The organism is Marinobacter sp. KMM 10035, assembly GCF_046537445.1.
In the GTDB taxonomy this organism is placed as follows: domain Bacteria; phylum Pseudomonadota; class Gammaproteobacteria; order Pseudomonadales; family Oleiphilaceae; genus Marinobacter; species Marinobacter sediminicola.
The window spans coordinates 1,861,751-1,876,532 of record NZ_JBBVMG010000001.1; the positions used below are offsets into that span (position 1 = coordinate 1,861,751).

The 14,782-nt window shown below is 54.4% G+C and carries 12 protein-coding genes; 6 read left to right on the forward strand and 6 right to left on the reverse strand.

Features of this window, described 5'->3' with window-relative positions; all coding sequences use genetic code 11:
• Window positions 1-66 precede the first annotated feature (66 nt).
• From groES to gspD, 5 genes are all read left to right on the forward strand, one after another.
• The gene (groES, locus tag AADB16_RS08365; protein ID WP_100639400.1) at window positions 67-354 is read left to right on the forward strand and encodes a co-chaperone GroES; all 288 of its coding nucleotides are present in this window, start codon (window positions 67-69) and stop codon (window positions 352-354) included.
• Between the two features lie 78 nt (window positions 355-432).
• A complete protein-coding gene (gene groL / locus AADB16_RS08370) occupies window positions 433-2,085 on the forward strand; it encodes a chaperonin GroEL (RefSeq protein ID WP_410802621.1) in 1,653 nt (550 codons plus the stop codon).
• Between the two features lie 175 nt (window positions 2,086-2,260).
• The gene (gene gspN, locus AADB16_RS08375) at window positions 2,261-3,052 is read left to right on the forward strand and encodes a type II secretion system protein N (RefSeq protein ID WP_410802623.1); all 792 of its coding nucleotides are present in this window, start codon (window positions 2,261-2,263) and stop codon (window positions 3,050-3,052) included.
• Window positions 3,053-3,060: 8 nt separating this feature from the next.
• The gene (locus AADB16_RS08380) at window positions 3,061-3,909 is read left to right on the forward strand and encodes a type II secretion system protein N (protein WP_410802625.1); all 849 of its coding nucleotides are present in this window, start codon (window positions 3,061-3,063) and stop codon (window positions 3,907-3,909) included.
• A gap of 32 nt (window positions 3,910-3,941) precedes the next feature.
• Entirely contained in the window at window positions 3,942-5,891 is a 1,950-nt protein-coding gene (gene gspD, locus AADB16_RS08385) for a type II secretion system secretin GspD (RefSeq protein ID WP_309045350.1), read from the forward strand.
• A 12-nt stretch (window positions 5,892-5,903) separates the two neighbouring features.
• On the opposite strand, the gene AADB16_RS08390 is transcribed toward gspD, so the two are convergent.
• The 6 genes from AADB16_RS08390 to purE all read right to left on the reverse strand — a co-directional run bounded on the left by AADB16_RS08390 (window position 5,904) and on the right by purE (window position 13,324).
• On the reverse strand, window positions 5,904-7,913 hold the full coding sequence (locus tag AADB16_RS08390; RefSeq protein WP_410802627.1) for a M48 family metallopeptidase: 2,010 nt from the start codon (window positions 7,911-7,913) through the stop codon (window positions 5,904-5,906).
• An 11-nt stretch (window positions 7,914-7,924) separates the two neighbouring features.
• Window positions 7,925-8,512: a LemA family protein gene (locus AADB16_RS08395; protein ID WP_410802629.1), complete on the reverse strand. Its 588-nt coding sequence runs from the start codon at window positions 8,510-8,512 to the stop codon at window positions 7,925-7,927.
• 24 nt (window positions 8,513-8,536) lie between these two features.
• Complete coding sequence (locus AADB16_RS08400; RefSeq protein WP_410802631.1) at window positions 8,537-10,597, reverse strand: putative bifunctional diguanylate cyclase/phosphodiesterase; 2,061 nt, start codon at window positions 10,595-10,597, stop codon at window positions 8,537-8,539.
• 268 nt (window positions 10,598-10,865) lie between these two features.
• Window positions 10,866-11,444: a superoxide dismutase [Fe] gene (gene sodB / locus AADB16_RS08405; protein WP_309045346.1), complete on the reverse strand. Its 579-nt coding sequence runs from the start codon at window positions 11,442-11,444 to the stop codon at window positions 10,866-10,868.
• An 88-nt stretch (window positions 11,445-11,532) separates the two neighbouring features.
• Window positions 11,533-12,657: a 5-(carboxyamino)imidazole ribonucleotide synthase gene (locus AADB16_RS08410; RefSeq protein ID WP_309045345.1), complete on the reverse strand. Its 1,125-nt coding sequence runs from the start codon at window positions 12,655-12,657 to the stop codon at window positions 11,533-11,535.
• A 175-nt stretch (window positions 12,658-12,832) separates the two neighbouring features.
• Entirely contained in the window at window positions 12,833-13,324 is a 492-nt protein-coding gene (gene purE, locus AADB16_RS08415) for a 5-(carboxyamino)imidazole ribonucleotide mutase (protein ID WP_309046050.1), read from the reverse strand.
• Between the two features lie 327 nt (window positions 13,325-13,651).
• Between purE and AADB16_RS08420 the strand changes: the two genes are divergently transcribed.
• Window positions 13,652-14,644: a hypothetical protein gene (locus AADB16_RS08420; protein WP_410802633.1), complete on the forward strand. Its 993-nt coding sequence runs from the start codon at window positions 13,652-13,654 to the stop codon at window positions 14,642-14,644.
• The last annotated feature ends 138 nt before the right edge of the window (window positions 14,645-14,782 follow it).

Sequence of the window (14,782 nt, forward strand, 5' to 3'; positions counted from 1 at the left end):
GTAGTCCGGCCATTAACAGCAAATGTCATTGCCACATTAATCTGACTAATTGGAGAAAACCGAGCAATGAAGATTCGTCCGTTACACGATCGTGTCGTTGTACGCCGTAAGGAAGAAGAAGAGAAAACTGCAGGCGGCATCGTGCTGCCGGGTAATGCAAAAGAGAAGCCGTCTCAGGGTGAAGTCATTGCCGTGGGTAATGGTCGCATTCTGGAAAATGGCGAGACTCGTGCGCTGGCAGTCAAAGCGGGTGATACCGTGGTTTTTGGCCAATACGCTGGCAACACCGTAAAAATTGACGGTGAAGAGCTGCTCATCATGAGCGAAAGCGATATTTACGGCGTGCTTGAGTGATCGCTGAAGCAATTCGCACGAACAGTCATTAACTCGATTGATTCAACGAATTCGATTTAACGAACAGGAATAGAACACATGTCAGCAAAAGAAGTTAAATTCGGTGATAGCGCCCGTAAGCGCATGGTTGCAGGCGTCAACGTTCTTGCAGACGCAGTTCGCGTAACTCTGGGCCCCAAGGGCCGTAACGTGGTTCTGGAGAAGTCTTTCGGCGCTCCGATAATCACTAAAGACGGTGTGTCGGTTGCCAAAGAAATCGAACTGAAAGACAAGTTCGAGAACATGGGCGCCCAAATGGTGAAGGAAGTTGCTTCCCAGGCGAATGAAACGGCGGGTGACGGTACCACTACCGCAACCGTTCTGGCGCAGGCCATCGTAAATGAAGGCGTTAAGTCCGTTACCGCCGGCATGAATCCAATGGATCTGAAGCGCGGCATCGACAAGGCCACTACGGAAGCCGTTAAAGCTATCCGTGAAATGGCCCGTCCTTGCGACGATACCCGTAGCATTGCGCAGGTAGGCACCATTTCTGCCAACGGCGACGAGACTATCGGCAAGCTGATTGCTGATGCTATGGAAAAAGTTGGTAAAGAAGGCGTAATCACGGTTGAAGAAGGCCGTGGCCTGGATGATGAACTGGATGTAGTAGAAGGCATGCAGTTCGATCGTGGCTTCCTGTCTCCGTACTTCATCAACAACCAGGACAACATGTCTGTTGAACTTGACGACCCGTACATGCTGTTGGTCGACAAGAAAATCTCCAACATCCGTGAATTGTTGCCGGTGCTGGAAGCTGTTGCCAAAGCAGGCAAGCCGCTGATGATCATTGCTGAAGACATCGAAGGCGAAGCGCTGGCCACTCTGGTTGTGAACAACATGCGTGGCATCGTGAAAGTCGCTGCTGTTAAAGCGCCTGGCTTTGGTGATCGCCGCAAGGAAATGCTGCAGGACATCGCCATTCTGACCGGCGGTACTGTGATTTCCGAAGAAGTTGGCCTGAGCCTGGAGAACACCACTCTTGACGATCTCGGCACAGCCAAGCGCGTAAACCTGACCAAAGAAAACACGACCATCATTGACGGTGCTGGTGCACAGGCTGATATCGAAGCCCGTGTTGAGCAGGTGCGTAAGCAGATTGAAGACAGTTCTTCAGATTACGACAAAGAGAAGCTTCAGGAACGTGTGGCCAAGCTGGCTGGCGGTGTTGCCGTCATCAAGGTGGGCGCTGGTTCTGAGGTGGAAATGAAAGAGAAGAAGGCACGTGTTGAAGACGCGCTGCACTCTACTCGCGCTGCCGTTGAAGAAGGCATTGTGCCTGGTGGTGGTGTAACCCTGATCCGCGCTATTGCTGCGCTGGGCAAAGTCGATGCCATCAACGAAGAGCAGAAAGCCGGTGTTAACATCCTGCGTCGTGCGATGGAAGCGCCTCTGCGCCAGATCGTATCCAACGCAGGTGGCGAGCCTTCTGTAGTGGTTGCCAAGGTTCGCGAAGGCGAAGGCTCCTTTGGTTACAACGCTGCTATCGAAGAGTACGGCGATATGCTGGAAATGGGTATTCTGGACCCAGCCAAGGTAACCCGTTCTGCGCTGCAGGCTGCTGCGTCTATCGCATCTTTGATCATCACCACTGAGGCGATGGTTGCAGACGAGCCAGCAGAAGAAGGCGCTGGCGGCGGAATGCCAGATATGGGCGGAATGGGTGGAATGGGAGGCATGGGTGGCATGATGTGATGCCGTTCATAGCTTGCTGATTCCGACTGCGTCGCAAAAATAGCGACGTGGCCTGATCTGCACTCAAAAACCCCGCGTCGGTTCACACTGACGCGGGGTTTTTGTTTTTTTGTCATGAACTTGACCTGAGCGTTTGCTAGACTCGGCAACCGGTCAACTGTCTGTGTGCTACCGAATGAGCGACGCTGAATCCAAACCTTTTCTTCGCCCCGGCAAACTGTTTTTGCTTGTGTTGCTCGGGCTGTTTGTTTACTTGGGCGCCCTTATTGTTTTCGTTCCGGCCGGCTGGGTCTGGCATAAAGCCTCTCCCTATGTTTCGTTGCCACCCCAGGTACAGGTGCAGCAGATAGCGGGCCGTGTTTGGGATGGCACCGCCAGCGTGGTGGTTGCCGGTTTCCCGTTGCGTGTTGAGTGGCAGCTGGGTTGGCCATCTATTACCCGGTTGGAACAGCCGGTAGGGATTTCTGTGGCGTCGCTGCAATCCGAGGTTTCGGGTGATATAGCTATAGGGTGGCCAGAAAATGCCCGGCTGAATGCCCATGGCACCATTGCTGTCGCTGAGTTTGAAGAACTGATTCGGCGCAGCGGTGGCGCAATGATTGAGGGCGATGTGAGCATTGATCGCCTGGTTCTGGAGTGGGCGGATGGCCGCGTTATTCGTGCGGATGGTCTCGGAAGATGGGCGGGCGGTAGCGTAAGCTGGCCTATGGGTGATCAAACCGGGCAAGCTAAGTTCCCGCCTATGCAGGCCACCATGGATACCACCAGCGGTGGCGTGGCCTTGGTAGTTGCCGAGCAGGCAGGCAATGGCCCAGCGGCGGATGCCAGTATTCTCTGGAACGGGATGATGGAGTTGCGGGTATATAAACGCATGATAGATCTCGCGGGCCAACCCTGGCCGGATTCAGCCAGCCCCGATGATATTGTGTTTCGTGTAAGGCAACCGCTGTTGCCGGGGGCACGTTGATGGTGGCAATGCCGGCTCCTGATACCCAACACCGGATTGCCAAAACGGTGGCCAACCTGTTGCTGGTATGGCTGGTTGTGTATTTGAGTGTTGCGATTGCAAATGCCACATGGCTATTTGCCTGGCAGGATAAACCGATTGTGGTTGCGCCTGCGGGTGGCCCATCTGCGGTCCAGGCTTTTGGGCGGTCTGGTAGCTACCCACTGGCCAGTTATGAGTTTTTTGGCCGAGCGGAAGCGCCTGGGGAGGTAGCAGAAGCGGCTAAGCGTGCGGCTCCGGAAACCGGTTTGCGGCTAAGGCTTGAGGGTGTTCTTGTAGGACAGCGCCCGGAAGACTCGGGTGCTATAGTGGCCGGGAGTAATGGTGAAACCGCGTGGTATCGTGTTGGTGAAGTGCTGCCAGGCAATGCCGAATTGGCTGAGGTGGAAGCGGGCCGAATCCTGATTCGCCGTGGTGGGCGCTATGAGTCTCTGACATTTGAGGAAGACGATGCTTCCACAATGGTTGCAGAGGTGGCACAGGTACCTGCAGAATCATCACCGGAAGCATTCCTTGAGAATGCAAAGCAGCAGCTCGATAGCGCAGGCGCGGCGGCATTGACCCCATACGGGCTTGCGCCAGTGGATGAGTCCGGTGGCTCGGGCTACGTGTATGATGGCTCCAATGCCATGCTGAACGCAGTGAATCTCAAAGCGGGTGATGTGATTACCGCCATCAACGGGCAGCGCCTGGGTGATGTGCAGCAAGATCGATCGCTGCTCGAAAGCTGGCGCGGCCAAGCCAGCCTGGATATAGAAATCGAACGTGACGGGTCTATTCTCAACATCAGTTATGCCATACCTGAGCAGTGGCGCTGACCGGGTTTATCGATACAGGACGAGATCGCCAGATGTATAACTACAAGACCAATTTTTTGCGGGCCGTGGCTCTGCTTATTTTACTGCCCCTGATGTCGGCGGCGTACGGCCAGGATGAAACATGGCGGTTGAACCTTAAAGACGCAGATATACGCGCTTTTGTTACTCAGGTGGCCGATATAACCGGCTATAGTTTTGTGGTGGATCCTCGGGTCAAGGGCAAGGTGACGGTTCTCTCCAGCGCCCCCATGAACAAGGATCAGATCTACGATTTGTTCCTTGCCGTGCTTAACGTGCACGGATTTACGGCCATTCCCGGTGAGGAAGTCATCAAGGTTGTACAGCAGGTGGATGCCAAACAGTCTGCTGAGGTTCTCGGCCGTTTCTCAAATATTCCATCTGAACAGCTTATAACCCGTGTTATCCAGATTGATAATGCCAGCGCACTGGAGCTAGTGCCTATTCTCCGGCCGCTGGTGGCAAAGTATGGTCATCTGGCCGGTGTCGCGGCAGCCAATGCTCTGATTATCAGTGACCACGCGTCCAACATTCAGCGCATGGAGCAGATTGTTCGGGAACTGGACAGCCCCTCCAAGTACGAGGTGGAGGTGATCAAGCTCAAGGAAGCCTGGGTTGGGGATATGGTGACTCTGTTGCAGGAGTTGGCCCCAGACGAGTTGGGCCGGGCCGGTAATGACAGCGCCGCAAGAAAATACAGTGTTACCGCTGATGAGCGCAGTAACCGATTGATCCTCAGAGGCGATGAATCGTTCCGTAGCAAAATGCGTGGGTTGATCACGCAGCTGGATCAGCCCTCTGCCAGTGGCGGAGCAACCAAGGTTATTCGCCTTAAGCACGCAGACGCGAAAAACCTCACGGAATTGCTTAAAGGTGTGATGGGCGAACTCACGAAAGAGGGCTCAGGAGGCGCGTCTGGCGGTGGTGCCAGCAGCAAGCCGACAGGCAATTTTGCAGTGTTTGCAGATGAGGGGCTAAACGCACTGGTGGTCCGAGGCGAGCCTTCGTTGATGCAAGAGGCTGAAGAGATTGTCGCCGCACTCGATGTGCGCCGTGCTCAGGTGATGATTGAAGCTGCCATTGTCGAGATCAGCGATGAGTTGGGTCAGGATCTTGGCGTTCAGTTAGCCGTGGGCGACGAGTCGGGTTCTTCTTCGCCAGTTATGGGATCAAACTTTGGGAACGTTGGTCGCAGTTTGGGCGAAGTGCTGAGTGCAATACTGACAGGCTCGGCGCTTACACCGGCCACGGGTGGCGGCACGATCGGGGCAGGCCAGAGAAACAAGGACGGGGTAAGTTGGGGCATCTTGTTACAAGCGCTTTCTACGTCTGCAGCCGCGAACCTGCTTTCCACGCCCAGTATTATCACACTGGATAACCAGGAATCGGAAATTATTGTGGGTCAGAACGTTCCTTTCCGTACCGGCCAGTCAACGGTAACGGGGGATGGTACCACCAACCCGTTTACGACCATCGAGCGCAGGGATATTGGCTTGACCCTCAAGGTAACACCCACCATCAGTGCAGATGGCCTTGTCAGGCTGGTGGTTGAGCAGACGACTGAAAGTGTTGCCGACAGCATTGAAGATGCGTCAGACATTGTCACCAACAAGCGTGAAATAAAGACAACCGTGCTGGCGGATGATGGCGAAACCATCGTGCTGGGCGGTCTTACCCGCGATGACTATCAGGTTAACCGGAGCAAAGTGCCTTTCCTTGGGGATATTCCTTACCTTGGCAGGCTGTTTTCATCCGAGTCTGAGCGCCGGGTAAAGCGCAATTTGCTGGTGTTCTTGCGGCCTAAAATTATGCTTGGCAAGACTGAGGCTGTTGAGGCGACATCGGAGAAGTTCAACAAACTCTGGAAGGTAAACCTGGATATCCGTGACAAGCTTGGCCTGCCGGAAATGGACGCTAACCCGCGCGTGGACATTCTGTTCAATCTGGATGAGCCGGTTCGATAAACCGGCTTCTCTTCACACCACCATTGGCGGCATCGGGCAATCCATTTGATCTGCCACGAGCCTCATCAGTTCGTACTCTCTCGGGTCAATCACCCCGTCATAGGTGATGCAGTGGCCACAGGCATCGATTACCGCAGGCTTTAGTAGCGCTGAAAGACCGTTGAGCTCTTTCAGTGCTTCTTGCAGTTCGCGCATGCTTACCTTCGGTAGTATCGGGTGGTCAGAGTTGCCACTGCTGGCAAAACCGGCCATTGCCTCACGGTACAAGGTATTAACTTCTTCCTGTGTGCTGTCTGCTCCTGCGCGAGCCATGAGGCTCAGAAGCCTTTGCAATGCGGGCATAACCGCTTTGTAGCTGCGGTAGCGCACTGGAATCACTCGTGCGGAATCCGCCCCGAGATGACGGGAAAGGAAGCTGGTGAGAGTCAGTTCGAACAAGGTCACCCGATTGTCCGCATTCACCAGAGCTCTCACACACCGAATTAATTCAGCGCGTTCCTCCGGGTCCAGTTTTCTGAGAGCAGGCATGGCAAGTTCCAGGGCAGGGAAGCGCACGGCTTCACCAATTTTCTGGAGCGTTGGAATCAGTTTTTCCAGCAGCTGGGGTTGCGGTCCGAATAACGAGTGCTCCGGCAGTAATGCGAGCTGCTCTGCCTGTTCTTTCTGGCTGAGGTCGCTGAGAAACAGCGCATAACAGAGTTGGATGGCGCCCGCTCGGGTATAAAGTAAACCGCGAAAGGTTGATGGCAAGCGCTGTAGCAGTTTGACCGCAAAATCTTCGCCTTCCTGGCTGATGGTGCCAACTCGCTCAGACATTTTTTGCATGCTGGCGGGGGGAGTGGGCGCGTGTGTAGCAATAGCTGAGCCTGACAGTGATGTACGCCTGCCGGAGACGGTGCCGTAGATGTCGGTAGCCGCACTCGCAAAACCGGAGACTCCGGATGGCTGGGCTCCGGTGGTTGCGGAACGCAAATCATCGCCTGTTTCTGTATCGCGGAGGCGACTCTTGAGCCGGGCCATCAGGCCTGGCTGGATCGCGTTTATGCGTTGCTCGATAGGCGGGTGGGATGCAAGAAGAGACGCGAGCTTCATATGTGTGGCTTCACCAAAACACATGTGATTCATGTTGCTGGCATGGCCGGTGGTGTCCAGGTAACTGCCTTTGAGTCCAATCTTGAAAAGGGCACCGCCAATCCCGTCCGGGTTGCGTGTGAATTGCACAGACGATGCATCTGCAAGGGTTTCCCGCTGGCGGGATACAGCGGCCTGAATGAGGCGCCCAAAGAATACGCCCACATAACCGATGATAAAAAGTGCGAAGCCAACAATGCAAAAGGCAGCTTGAGCCCGCCCATCCTTATTGCGGCCAGAGGTACGCCCGCCGCTGTAAAACGCTGTGCGAAGAAGGAAGCTGCCAATCTGCCCGATCATCAAGATACCGGCAAGCAAAGCGATAAGGCGCACGTTCAGGCGCATGTCGCCATTGAAGATGTGGCTGAACTCGTGTCCCACGACGCCCTGAAGCTCATCTCTGGTGAGTTGGGTGATTGCACCATGGGTAACGACCATAACGGCAGAACCGGGAGTGTAGCCGGCCACAAAGGCGTTGATGCCTGTTTCGTTGTCCATGATGTAGAGTTCCGGCACAGGCACACCGCTCGCTATGGCCATTTCCTCCACAATGTTGCGCAGAACCCGTTCGTCGCTGTCGCGGGTATCAGGGTCAATGGGGCGTGCGCCCACCATTTTTGCAACACGGCTACCGCCGCCGGCAAGATCCGCCCAGCGAATCATAGAGCCTATGAAAATGAGAAGGATAACGGCAGAGGCCGTGGTCAACCCGTGGCTGGAGGCTAGCCAGTGGTGGAAAGGTTGGCCTGTGGTTTCACTGCGAGTTACAAAATAACCAACCAAGCATACAGCGAGTGTAATCAGCACCACCGCTGTGAGAAACAGGAATACCAGCAGGCTGGTATTGCGCCGGGCACTGGCCTGGCGCTGGAAAAAACCGGGATGAGCCATGGTTCAGAGCCTCAGAAGGCTACTTTCGGAACCTGGCGGGCCTCTGGAGACTCAAGCTCCAGCTGGGAGGTTTCCTTGAAGGCAAACATGCCGGCAATCACGTTGTTGGGGAATTGCTCGCGGAAGATGTTGTAGTTCATTACGCCATCGTTGTATGCCTGCCGGGCAAAGGACACCCGGTTTTCTGTGCTGGAAAGCTCTTCCATCAATTGCTGTATGGTTTCGTTGGCTTTCAGGTCTGGATAGTTTTCGGCTACGGCGTAAAAGTTTGCCAGGGCTTTGGTGAGTAGATTCTCGGCGCTGCCAAGACGCTGAATTTTAGTGCCATCTCCCGGATCTTTGGCCGCATCTTTCTGGGCGCTGACAGCATTGTTTCTTGCCTCCATCACCTGGGTAAGCGTTGATTTCTCGTGCACCAGGTAGGCCTTTGCAGCTTTAACCAGATTGGGAATCAAATCGTGTCTGCGCTGGAGTTGCACGTCAATCTGGGCGAACGCATTTTTGAATTGGTTGCGCAATGAAACCAGGCGGTTGTAGATAAAAACCAGATAGATTGCAGCAACGGCAATAACAATCAGGCCAATAATGGTAGTTCCCATGGCAACTCCTCATAAGTAAAAAAATCAGGCGTTATTTTCTACGGCTTTCTGATGAAATTCCTGAACAAACGCCTCAAAATCCGCAGGGCGCAATGGCCTGCTGAAGAAGTACCCCTGTGCCAGCTTACATCCGCGCTGGGTGAGGTAGTATTCCTGTTCTGCTGTTTCAACACCCTCTGCAACGACCGTCAGGTTGAGGCTTCTTCCCAGGTCAATGATGGTGTTGGTTATGCGGGTATCTTCCTCGTTAACCAGCAGGTCACGAATGAACTGCTTATCAATCTTCAGGTGCTGTACCGGCATCTTCTTGAGGTAGGTAAGGGAAGAATAACCGGTTCCGAAGTCGTCTACGGCAATGCTGATGCCAGCGCGGTTAAGCATATGCAGTTTGGCTACCGCATCAGCAAGGTTGGTCATAAAGCTGGTTTCTGTGACTTCCAGCTCGAGGCGGCCGGCGGGAATATCATGGCGCTTCAGTGTATCCAGAATGTCTTCGACAATACGATCCTGCCGCAGTTGCACCGCAGATAGATTCACAGCGATGCGTAGAGGAAGTTCTTTGTCAGCCCACTGCTTTGCTTGCAGGCAGGCCTGCTCCAGAACCCATTGGCCAATCTCGACAATAGAGCCGTTGTTCTCTGCCACCGGTATGAAGTAATCCGGAGGCACCAGCCCACGTATCGGGTGATCCCAGCGGATGAGGGCTTCAGCGCCAATAATCCGTTTGGTTTCAAGATTCACCTGGGGTTGATACACAAGGTGAAGCTGGTTGAGTGACAAGGCTTCGGATAGGTCCTTCTCCAGTTGTTTGCGATCGCGAATTTCCTGGTCGATGCTTGCCACATAGAACTGGAAGTGATCCCGGCCCTTCTGTTTGGCCAGCATCATGGTTTGCTCTGCGCTCTGCAACAGCCGGTCTGGCTGGATGGCATCGGAGGGGTAAAGTGCAATGCCAAGGGTGGCTGTCATGGAAACACTTTGGCCGTCCAGACCAATGGTTTCGTTGACCCCGGCGAGAATAGCTTCTGCTGTATCTGCTGCCTGAAAGCCGTCCTTTAACCCCTTCTCGACAATGACGAACTGATCGCCACCGAGGCGCGCTATTGTGAACCGTGATCCGCCGAGAATGCTTATTAGTCTGTCTGCGACGGTTTGCAGGGTAACATCCCCTGTGCGAAAGCCACATTGATCGTTGATGGATTTGAAGTCGTCGATACCGCAGACAATGACGGACAGCAGTGTGTTATTGCGTTTCGATTCTTCGAGGTCGGCCTTCAGCAGCTCCATAAAGCTGTCCCGGCTCAGGAGCCCGGTGAGCTGGTCGTATCGAGCGAGTCGGTTTACCTTGTCTTCGGCTTCCCGGTGCCGCTTCTGGCTGTCACCAATGGCAATAAGCAAGGTGTTGGTGGCGCTGACCCAAAGCCCGAGTTCGTCTTTCTCATGGCCGGTTGGTGTCGTAACCAGGCGGTCGTCGGGATGTTCCGGGTTTACCTGCATGACTGAATGCACGATGCGCAGCAATGGGCGAGTCAAAAGCACATAAAAAACGAAGTACAACACCATGCCAAGAATGACGGCGGTAGCGACTACGGACGTGAAGGTTATGCTGGCCCGGCTCAGCCACATGTGGGCAGCGGGAACCGTATCGTAGTGAACAACAAAGTGGCCGTACACCGTGCCTGAGTTGTCGTTGCGAGTCAGCTCTGTGTTGAATTGGCGTCTGGCGTCAAAGATGGTGTTAATTAATGAGTTGAAGGCACTCTCGGCCTTTGGTCGTTCGCGGCTGCTTAGAGGGTCGCCATTGGTGTGAAGAATCTGGGCTAGAAGTACTTCTTCTCTGGCAAATAGGCCATCGACGACCTGGTTTGCCAAGTCTTCGTCAATACTGAACACCGCTTGAGTTGCCGAATCTTTTACCATGGCGATGGTTTGCCGGGCCTGGTTGTTCAGGTTAGCAGACACGTGTTGTGCGTCCAGCACCACCTGTATGGCACTGACGATGACACCGCTGATCAGCGCGACGGCAAGTATCCATCGAAGGATGCGATAGCCAAGGCGGTTTTCAACCTCAAAGGATTTCTGCATTAAGACCCGTCTTTAGCCTGTGCGTCAGGCGCCCGTAAACTAAAAGCCCATAAATGTCGGTGGTTTGGGATATACCTCTGCCGGCAATACGGATTGTGGCTCAGGTTAAACCATACAACACAGAGTATGGGCGATTATTTCAAATACTTCAGAATCCTGACGTTTTAATTTGTAAGTGTGGTTGATTCTCCCACAAAAAACGCCCGCTGCAAGCGGGCGTTTTTGGATCAGCCGTGGCTGACGGTAATCGGAAAACCAGCCAGATGAATCAGGCCAGATTTTCGTTCACGAAATCCCAGTTAACCAGGTTCCAGAATGCGGCCAGGTAGTTTGGGCGGGAGTTGCGGTAATCGATGTAGTACGCGTGCTCCCAAACATCCACGGTTAGCACTGGCTTGTCTGCGCCAGTCAGTGGTGTTTCTGCATTGCTGGTGTTGGCAATGGCAACGCTGCCGTCAGCTTTCTTGACCAGCCACGTCCAGCCAGAACCGAAGTTTTTGGCTGCGTTTTCGTTAAATTCTTTCTTGAAGTTATCGAAAGAACCAAACGCTTTTTCGATAGCGTCTTTTGCTGCACCTGTGGGCTCGCCGCCGCCGTTCGGGCTCAGGCAGTTCCAGTAGAAGGTGTGGTTCCATACCTGGGCTGCGTTGTTGAACAGGCCGCCACTGGCAGTTTTGATAATGTCTTCGAGTGACTTGTTGGCGTTGTCAGTACCTTCAACCAGACCGTTCAGGTTGGTTACGTAGGTATTGTGGTGCTTGCCGTAATGGTATTCGAGGGTTTCAGCAGAGATGTGTGGTTCAAGTGCGTTCTTTTCGTAAGGTAGTGCGGGAAGTTCAAAAGCCATGAGGTCGTTCTCCCTAGTCTCTCTGTTATGGTGAATGTCACTGACCTAATATAGGGTCGATTTGAGCGATATCAACCCCCAAGGCGAATCATCCTTTACGGTTGCTGCTAAGCGAGCTACTGAATTCGGGGCTGCCTGGAAGAAACTGTACGCAGTTTCTAACCCGCCAAACCAGTTCTGCGTAACTGTCTGCAAGAACATTGATGTGGCCTAGTTTGCGCCCGGGCCGCTCGCCTTTGTTGTAAAGGTGTACATGAGCGTAAGGCAGTTCCAGCAGGCGTTCAACATCCCCGTGCTCTCCGATGATGTTAATCATGCAGCTCAAACCGCGGGGTTCCACGCTGCCTAAAGGGTGCCCGCTGACGGCCCGAATGTGGTTCTCGAACTGGCTGGTCATCGCGCCTTCAATGGTCCAGTGCCCGGAGTTATGAACTCGTGGGGCCATCTCATTGGCCACCAGCCCGTTGGCCGTTTCAAACAGTTCTAGCGTAAGTACACCTACGTATCCCAGCTCGTTCAGCAGAGCCTTTATATACCGCTCGGCATCTTCCTGAACGTGTTTTTCCAGTTTTGGTGCGGGGGCGATGGCGTAGCGTAAAATCCCTTCGTGGTGAACGTTTTCTGAGATCGGATAAAAGGCCAGTTGGCCATCCTCACCACGTACAGCGATGATAGATACTTCGCGGCTGAACTCGACAAATTTCTCGACCATCAGCCGCGGATGCCCAATGCTTTCCCAGGCGGCTTCTGCGTCTTCAGGCGTTTTCAGTACCGCCTGGCCTTTGCCGTCGTAGCCTTCTGTATTGGATTTCGCGACCACCGGGCAGCCCAGGCTTTCCGCAGCGGCCTTCAACGATTCGGCGCTGTCGGCAATTTTCCACTGGGGTGTCGGGATGCCAAGTTCGCCGAACAGTGTCTTTTCGGCCTCGCGGTTCTGGCACACTTGCAGAGCGCGGGGGCAGGGGTGGACTGGCTTTTCTTTTGCCAGTTTTTCTGCAACCTCTACCGGGAGATGTTCAAATTCGTAGGTGACGCGGTCAACCCGGGAGAGGAAGTCATCCAGGTATTTACCTTCGCGATCAATGATGACCTCACCCAAGCCAGCGCTGGGGCTGCCGGACATGTCATAGAAAACAAAGGTTTTGGCCAGCGGGTATCCGGCGAGGGCGAGCATTCTTCCCAGTTGACCGGCGCCTAGTACACCAATTCTCATTTGTATTCTCCTGCCGCTGTTGGGGCACTGTACTCTGGGTGGTTAGCGCGGGTGGGGCGAGGCTTCCCAAAACACGCTGTGAATACGTCCGTGTACGCTTGGCTCCGCCATCCATGGCTCCGCACAGTTTTGGGAAGCCTCGCCCTACCCGCTCAGTCTAAGCTGGTCAGTGGATTCACTGCTGTTCTGGATCGGGATTATCTAGAATCGTTTGGGTTTGTGTTGTCCGGAATTCGTCTACAGCTTTTCTCACATTCGCATCAAAGGTGCCAATGATCTGTGCAGCCAGTAGGCCGGCATTGGTGGCACCGGCGTTGCCGATAGCCAGGGTGCCTACGGCAATGCCGCCTGGCATTTGCACGATGGAGAGTAGGGAGTCGAGGCCGCTGAGTGCTTTGGACTGTACGGGCACGCCTAGTACAGGTAAGGAAGTCTGCGATGCGACCATGCCGGGCAGGTGAGCTGCGCCGCCGGCGCCCGCAATGATGACTTTCAGGCCGCGGTCGGAGGCGCTTTTGGCGTAGTCGAAAAGCAGATCCGGGGTGCGGTGGGCTGAGACGACCTTGGTTTCATAGGCCACGCCGAGTTTTTTGAGCATGTTGGCGGCGTGTTCCATGGTGGGCCAGTCGGATTTGGAGCCCATGATAAGTCCTACAAGCGGCTGCATACGCAACTGTCCTGTGATAATTGGAAAGCCGGACATTGTATGTTTTGACTATCTGCCATGCAAGGAAGGTCTTTGGGCTGTTTTTTCGGTGGAGCGCGGCAGCGGGGGCTCTTCCCCGGGAACCGCTACGAGCACATCCATGTGCGCTTGTCTTCGGCCGTCCTTGGCCTTCGACATTCCCGGGGAAGAGCCCCCACTGCCGCACCCTACATTAGTCGTGCCTGCCAGAGATTCGTAGGTGTCTGAACGCTTCGTCATTTCAACCAATCAACAACTGCATGTATTATCGATGGCAGTTAATTGAGCCACCCATACCCAGGAGTAGTAATGGAACCCATCCGTCCAGATGACGATGAGCTCAGAGCCGAACGACCTATCGGCACGCCGGAAAAAAAAGCGCCTGCCCAGAAGAAGCCGAAATCTTCAGGCGAGAGTGTTGGTAAGAGTGGAAGCAAAAGCGCAGGGGGGAATCCAAAGCCACCGACGCAGGCCAAAAGCGCGAGTGATGGCGGCGGTAGCGGTCGGTCTGGGTTGGCTGTTTTGTGGTTGCTGGTGATTGCGGTAGCGGTTGCGTCAGTGGCGGGGTGGTATTCCCAAAATCAGCGTCTTCAGGTTTTGGAGGCGCAGTTGGAAGAGGCGGACTACTGGGCGCGGCAGAGTAAGTTGGCGTTGGCGCGGTTTGAGGGGGATCTTTCAGAGACTGGAGAGACTCTGGCAGAGAGCGGCGCGTCTTTGGCTGAGAAGCTGGAGGCCCAGAATAAGCAGTTGGACGCAGCGGATAGTGAGATACGGAAGCTTTGGGTTATCGCAAACGAGCGAAACAAAAAGCAGCTGGAGGAGCACCAGAACCGTATTGCAGCGGCAGAAACGAGGCTTACGGAGAACAAGAAGTTATTGGCTGATACGGCTTCTACGGTTGAGAAGGTTCGAGTGTCGCTGGGTGCCGATGTGGCCGCGTTAACGAAGCAAACAGAAACATCCGTGGCGGCGTTGGAAGCTGAAAATCGGCAGGCAGCAGAGCAGTTGACGACGTTGAGCAAGCAGTTAGCGGATGTTGATCAGGTGATTGAGCGAAGGGTGCGGCGCTTTGAGCAGGAGCAGAAGCTTGGGATCAGCGGCATCGAGGGGCGTTTGTCTGCTATCGAGAAGAAGCTCGCAGGCGTTTCGGGTAAAGAAAGTGAGCAGGCACTCAGGAATGAACTGGCGGCGATCAAGAGAGACATTCAGGCAATTGATTCTTCCCGCGCTCAGCTTACGTCAAGGCTTGTGCGGCTGTCACAAGAGGTGAATCAGCTTCGTAGCCAGGTCTCCGGGCAGTAACTGGTCGGGGGTTTATCAGAGTGGCGTCGCACTGGCCGTGGGCGCCCGGTTTCGTAACATTTTGTTATCCATCTCTTGCGGTACCTCTCATTTATACCGAGTGGCAGTTGCTATGATCTGGCAACTCACCAAAGGATG